Source organism: Bacteroidota bacterium, assembly GCA_030706565.1.
Classification (GTDB): domain Bacteria; phylum Bacteroidota; class Bacteroidia; order Bacteroidales; family JAUZOH01; genus JAUZOH01.
In genome coordinates this window covers 1-5,788 of the sequence record JAUZOH010000245.1, presented here as the reverse complement: position 1 = coordinate 5,788, position 5,788 = coordinate 1, and the positions used below count along the sequence as shown (strand labels likewise).

General features: G+C 38.4%; 4 protein-coding genes. All 4 read left to right on the top strand.

Going from position 1 to position 5,788, the window contains the following annotated elements:
* On the top strand, positions 1–1,038 hold a 1,038-nt coding region (locus tag Q8907_11745), incomplete at its 5' end, for a RagB/SusD family nutrient uptake outer membrane protein (GenBank protein ID MDP4274941.1).
* Positions 1,039–1,082: 44 nt separating this feature from the next.
* Positions 1,083–2,102, top strand: a complete 1,020-nt coding sequence (locus tag Q8907_11740; protein MDP4274940.1) for a DUF5627 domain-containing protein — start codon at positions 1,083–1,085, stop codon at positions 2,100–2,102.
* Positions 2,103–2,631: 529 nt separating this feature from the next.
* The gene (locus Q8907_11735; GenBank protein MDP4274939.1) at positions 2,632–5,073 is read left to right on the top strand and encodes an alginate lyase family protein; all 2,442 of its coding nucleotides are present in this window, start codon (positions 2,632–2,634) and stop codon (positions 5,071–5,073) included.
* 196 nt (positions 5,074–5,269) lie between these two features.
* On the top strand, positions 5,270–5,788 hold a 519-nt coding region (locus Q8907_11730; GenBank protein MDP4274938.1), incomplete at its 3' end, for a hypothetical protein.

Genomic DNA, 5,788 nt, shown 5'->3' with positions numbered 1-5,788 from the left:
CGTATTGTCAAGGCTTTCAAATCACGCGTTTCTCTTTTGGCTGCAAGTCCTGCATTTAATGTAAACAACGATCCTAATTTGTGGGCAGATGCTGCAAATTATGCCGGGGCTGCTCTTAATGCTATAAATGGCATCAGTGGAATAGATCCCTATGGAAATAAATGGTATCTGGGAACTTACGTCGATGCTTTAAAGCTTACAACAAATGGCATAGATCAAAAAGAGATTGTATGGAGAAGACCGCGATCAGCTTCAAATTCTCGAGAAAGTGCAAACTTTCCTCCGTCTCTCTTTGGAAATGGCAATGTCAATCCTACACAAAACCTGGTTGATGCCTTTCCTATGGCCAATGGTTATCCTATAACCGATCCGGCAAGCAATTATGATCCGGCAAATCCTTATGCCAACAGGGACCCGCGTCTGGCTTTATATATTGCTTATAACGGCTGTTCCATGAAAAGCACCATTATTCATACCGGTGTTGGAGGGGGCAAGGATGCCAAAGATTCATTAGCTACTTCTACCCGTACCGGATATTATATGAGAAAACTCTTGCGTGAAGATGTGAACATGAACCCTACTTCCACTTCAACCAAAAACCATTATGAAGTACACATGCGTTATACGGAGCTTTTCCTTAATTATGCCGAGGCCGCTAATGAGGCTTGGGGGCCTGATGGAAAAGGTACGGTTAGTACTTTCTCGGCCCGTGATGTAATTGCTGCTATTCGTAAACGTGCCGGAATTAAACAGCCTGATGCTTACCTTGCTTCTATTTCAACCAAGGAAGATATGCGGACCTTAATCCGTAACGAAAGAAGACTTGAACTTTGTTTTGAAGGTTTCCGTTTCTGGGATTTACGCCGTTGGAACGCAGATTTGACTGAAACTGCCAAAGGTATCCAGTTCAATGGGAGTACTTATTCGATAGTCGATGTGGAAAACCGTAAATATGATAACAACTATATGCATTACGGACCACTTCCTCAAAATGAGATCCTCAAGTTTAATGCTTTAATCCAGAACAAGGGATGGTAGTCGAAAATAAAAGTTTCGTATTAAAATTTGAAATATTTAGAGATATGAAAAAGATTATAATTTTATTCGTCTTGTTGATGGGATTGTTGTATTCCTGCAAGAATGATGAAATCGAATATGGGGATTATAAATACACTACCGGATATTTCCCTTATCAATACCCGATTAGAACTTTGGTTTTAGGTGATTATATTTATGACAATTCAAATGACAACAATCACAAATTCCTGATTTCTATAGCTATTGGTGGAGTATATACCAATACTAAAGACAGGGTGTTTGATATAGCTGTTGAGGATAGCCTTTGCAATCATGCTTTGTTTGCATCTACCTCCGATACCATTCGTTTGATGCCAAAGGAATACTATAATTTAAGTTCTAACAAACTGACTGTTCCTAAAGGGAAGTTCAACGGAAATGTCGAAGTACAGTTAACTGATGCCTTTTTCAATGATCCGAGGGCAATAAAACTGAATTATGTTATTCCTGTCAGGATAGTGGCTTCAAAAGATGTGGATTCGATTTTGGTGGGCAGATCATCCAAGACTAATCCGGATCCCCGAATTGCAGCCGATTGGGACGTGGTACCTAAAAATTTCACAATGTTTGCCGTGAACTTTGTAAATCCATATTCCGGCAATTTCCTGCATAGGGGAATTAGCGTTGTAAAAGATGCATCTAATGCGGTTTTGGAAACGAATGTTTACCATGCTACCTATATTGTGGATAATGAACTTTGGAACCTGGCTACTTCCGGGAAAAATCAGGTAGCTGTAAATGGGAATCTCCATTCGTCTATATTTAAAGGAAGTTTCGGCCTTCTTCTTAATTTTGCAAGTGACAGTACTTGTACGGTTACTGCAGCCCCTGGTTCTCCATATACTATTACCGGTACGGGCAAATTCAAAAAGAATGCTGATTCCTGGGGAAACGAATTGAGGAATGCTATTCATCTCAACTATCAGCTATCAAACGGTACCAATACTTATAATGCAACCGATACTTTAGTGGTTCGTGACCGGGCAGTGACATTACAAACCTTTGTACCTACTATTTTTAAATAATTTGGTCTGATCTTTTGATCTAAGACCGGAAAATACAGAATTGTGCTTCTGTGTCTACGTACCTTGATTTTTGATGGGTATTTTTAGATTGTTCATTTTAACAGGCGAAGTAAAAAAACTTCGCCTGTTATAAATAAAATGTTGGTTTTATACTTCTCATACATTCTGGTTTTATTTGATTTTCATCGATTACAATTATAGTTTGATTATTCCATAGAGTATGAATTCTTTTCCCTTCTAATAATCTGAAAATCAAGTATATATTAAAACAACAAAGAGGTATTGAGCTGATGAATAAAGTCAATAGCTGAAACAGTTATATGTTTAACGAACTGTTTCATTTATAGGCTGACTCTTTTTACAAATTACTTACCGGATTGACCATGAAATTACCCTGTCCGCAAAAGCGGAATGTAAGGCTTATAAGCAATTCATGCTATAACCTGTCCCTGGTGCATTAAAAAAATAAAATTTGCTGTCGGTGAACCCTTTGTATTTCGAAAAGACTGACTACTAAAATCCTTTATCTATGAAACTTCTATCTATTTCAATCGCAGTCTTCCTGTTTCTCTGTCCTGCTTCCTATGGCTCACAACCAGACCGGGATCAAAAAATAGGTGCTGCCCCTTCCTCCAAGAATGCTGAGGATTCCTTATTGTTTTCGGCATTGAATTTTGATTTTCCGGGTATGGAAGAAGTACGGAAATATTACAAACAAGGGGATTGGGGAAAAGCAAAAATTGCTTACCTCGAATTCAGGCGCGGGAAAAGTAAGGTGAAATGGAATATTAATCCTGCCGATAAACCCCGGAAAGCTGTTTCATCCCTTTATCCTCCTGCGGATAACATAATGAAACATTTAATTGAACCCTCCATGAGTGCTCCTCAAGCTTTTCTTGGCGAAAGGATAAACTGGCAATATAATCCGGTGGATCCTTCAAAACCCTATTTTACAAAAGAATGGACCTGGTGCAACCTTAACCGTATGCCATTTTGGAATACATTGGGAAAAGCTTATTGGGCTACTTTAGACGAGAAATATGCAAGGGAATGGATCGCTCAGATGGTGGGATGGGTTAAAGATAATCCAGTTCCTTTGGACCAGGATGCGGGGGAAACCCTTTGCTGGCGTACTATTGAATCTGGAATAAGAATGTCGGGTTCCTGGATGAATGCCTATTGGTATTTCCTTTTCTCTCCTTCATTTACTGCTGATGTAAACGCAACTTTTGTTAAAGGAATTATTGAACACGGCCAGAGATTGGAGAAAATCACTATTGACTATCCACAGCGCAGCGGCAACTGGATTACAATGGAATGTAACGGCTTGGGCACCATTGGTATTCTTTTCCCTGAATTAAAAAAAGCTGAAGAATATCGAAATGTTGCCTTTAATCGATTATATAAAGAATTGGACAAGCAGGTTTATCCTGATGGAGCTGAAGTAGAACTTACGACTGGATATCATCAGGTTTCACGTTCAAACTTTATGGAATTGGCCAAACTGGCGCAAAAAAATAATCTCCCTTTACCTGATAAATATCTTGATAAATTAAAAAAAATGTATGAGTTTAATCTCTATATGATGAACCCTACAGGATATCTCCCGCCTTTCAATGATGCTTGGTTCGAAAATGCTACTTCTTCCCTTAAGGAGGCTTATGAAGTTTGGAAAGACCCAAAATTTCTCTTTGGCGCCACTTTAGGAAAAAAAGGAAAGAAACCCCGATATGATTCTTATTTCTTTAATTACGCCGGTTATTATGTAATGCGCAGTGGTTGGAATTATGCTGATAACTGTCTTTATTTTGATGCAGGTCCTGTTGGTCTAGGGCACGAACATGAAGATATGCTTAATTTGTTCCTCTATTCAAAAGGGAAAGTGCTGCTTACCGAACCTGGTACTTATTCCTACGATTTATCCTTATGGAGGCGTTATGTGCTCTCGACTCCTTCTCATAATACCATAATTGTTGACGGTAAAGAACAACATCGTGCTGATATTCCCGGGAGCCGTCTTATTAAAGAACCTTTGAAAAACCCGTGGGTAACTTCTCCCGTCTTTGATTACGGGGCTGGTACTTATTCTTCAGGATATCAGGAAAATAAATATGTGGCTGTACAATTTATGCCTAAAAAGTATGTGGGCGAAAAAGATACATCTATCCGTCATACACGGCATGTGATATTTCTCAAACCCTATTATTATGTTGCGGTAGATTTCTTAAATGGTACAGGGGTACATAATTATGAGGCCCATTTTAACCTGGATGCTCCCGATGCTGAATTGGATGAGGCAACAAAGGCAGTTCGCAGTCTTCGCCCGGATTCTGTTCAATTAGGACTTTTCCCCATGGATCCTGATGGAATGTTTGCAAGGATTGCAAAAGGTGAGATGAATCCGATTTTAGGATGGATACCAAACGAAAACAGAAAAATTCCAACGGTTGTATATTCAAAGAATGAAGCAGCACCTGCTACTTTTTCTACTTTGATCTATCCTTATTCCGGGGATAAACCAAATGTTAGTTATAATAAGATCAAAACCGGCCAGAATAATTTATGGGCGGAGGAAATCAAGACTACTTATGAAACCCTTGCCCTGGTTATAAGGAGAAATAATGAGGATTCAAATTATAGAATTGAATCCGGATTGGTTCCGGCTTTTAATACCAATGCAACTTTGGTTATTGTCAGGGAGCCCAGGAATAAAAATGATAAATATTTCGGTTTTTACAACCTTTCTGCATACAAGGACGCTAATCTGGCTTTCAATCTTGAAAAAGCTTCTTCTCTTCTAATCATTAAAAGTGCTAAAAAATTATTGTTATATAATCCTTTGAATGAAGTGATCAATGTTGATTTTACCCTGCCCGTGAAGAGCAGATATGCACTTCCTTCAAAAAAATGGATGATTCTGACATCTGACTCAGGACTTAAAGAAAGCAAGGAAAGGATTACTTTGTTTTGAGCAGAGCTTTATGAGTAAAATTGAGTCAATTAAAAAATAAATACAAAAAAATTAAACTTTAAAGTAAAAACATAGTCATACCTGACAAAACCATAAGATTTGTCTGTGTTATCGAAAAGAATGCAATTCATTTTTAAGTCGGTACAAGATAAAATTAATCCTGTGGTTGATATAATCCTTAAAAATTAAATAATATATGAAAACTAAAATCCTTTGTTTTATTTGCTTAATGAGCCTGGGTGTCATATTTTCCGGAGGCATTGAAGCGAAATCTGTTCCGGTTGCCCCTAAAACTGGTATTCAGAATTCAGGGTTAGTAAAACTCGAGAACCCAATTTCTGTACAATACCTTAAGAAAAAATTAAGAAAAGCCACTCCCCGTCTTGTTCTAACTCCGGAGATCGAAAAGGTGTTGAAGGCAAAAATAAAGACGGATCCTGTGGTGAAGAATTATTATGCCGCCATAAAGTTAAACGCTCAGCGTATCCTGAAAAAACCATTGATTACACGGGAGGTAGTCGGAAGGAGGCTGCTGGGCACTTCAAGAGAAATGCTATATAGAATGACCATCCTCTCTATGGTATACAGGATTGACAAAGATCCGGTTGTTCTTAAAAGGATTAATGATGAAGTTACTGCTGTTTCCAACTTTGTGGATTGGCATCCGTCTCATTTTCTTGATGTGGCTGAAATGTCGCTGGCCATGGCTATTGCT

Excerpts from the sequence above, each read along its gene's own strand:
- Q8907_11740 (MDP4274940.1), top strand. The coding sequence starts at position 1,083 with ATGAAAAAGATTATAATTTTATTCGTCTTGTTGATGGGATTGTTGTAT.
- Q8907_11735 (MDP4274939.1), top strand. The coding sequence starts at position 2,632 with ATGAAACTTCTATCTATTTCAATCGCAGTCTTCCTGTTTCTCTGTCCT.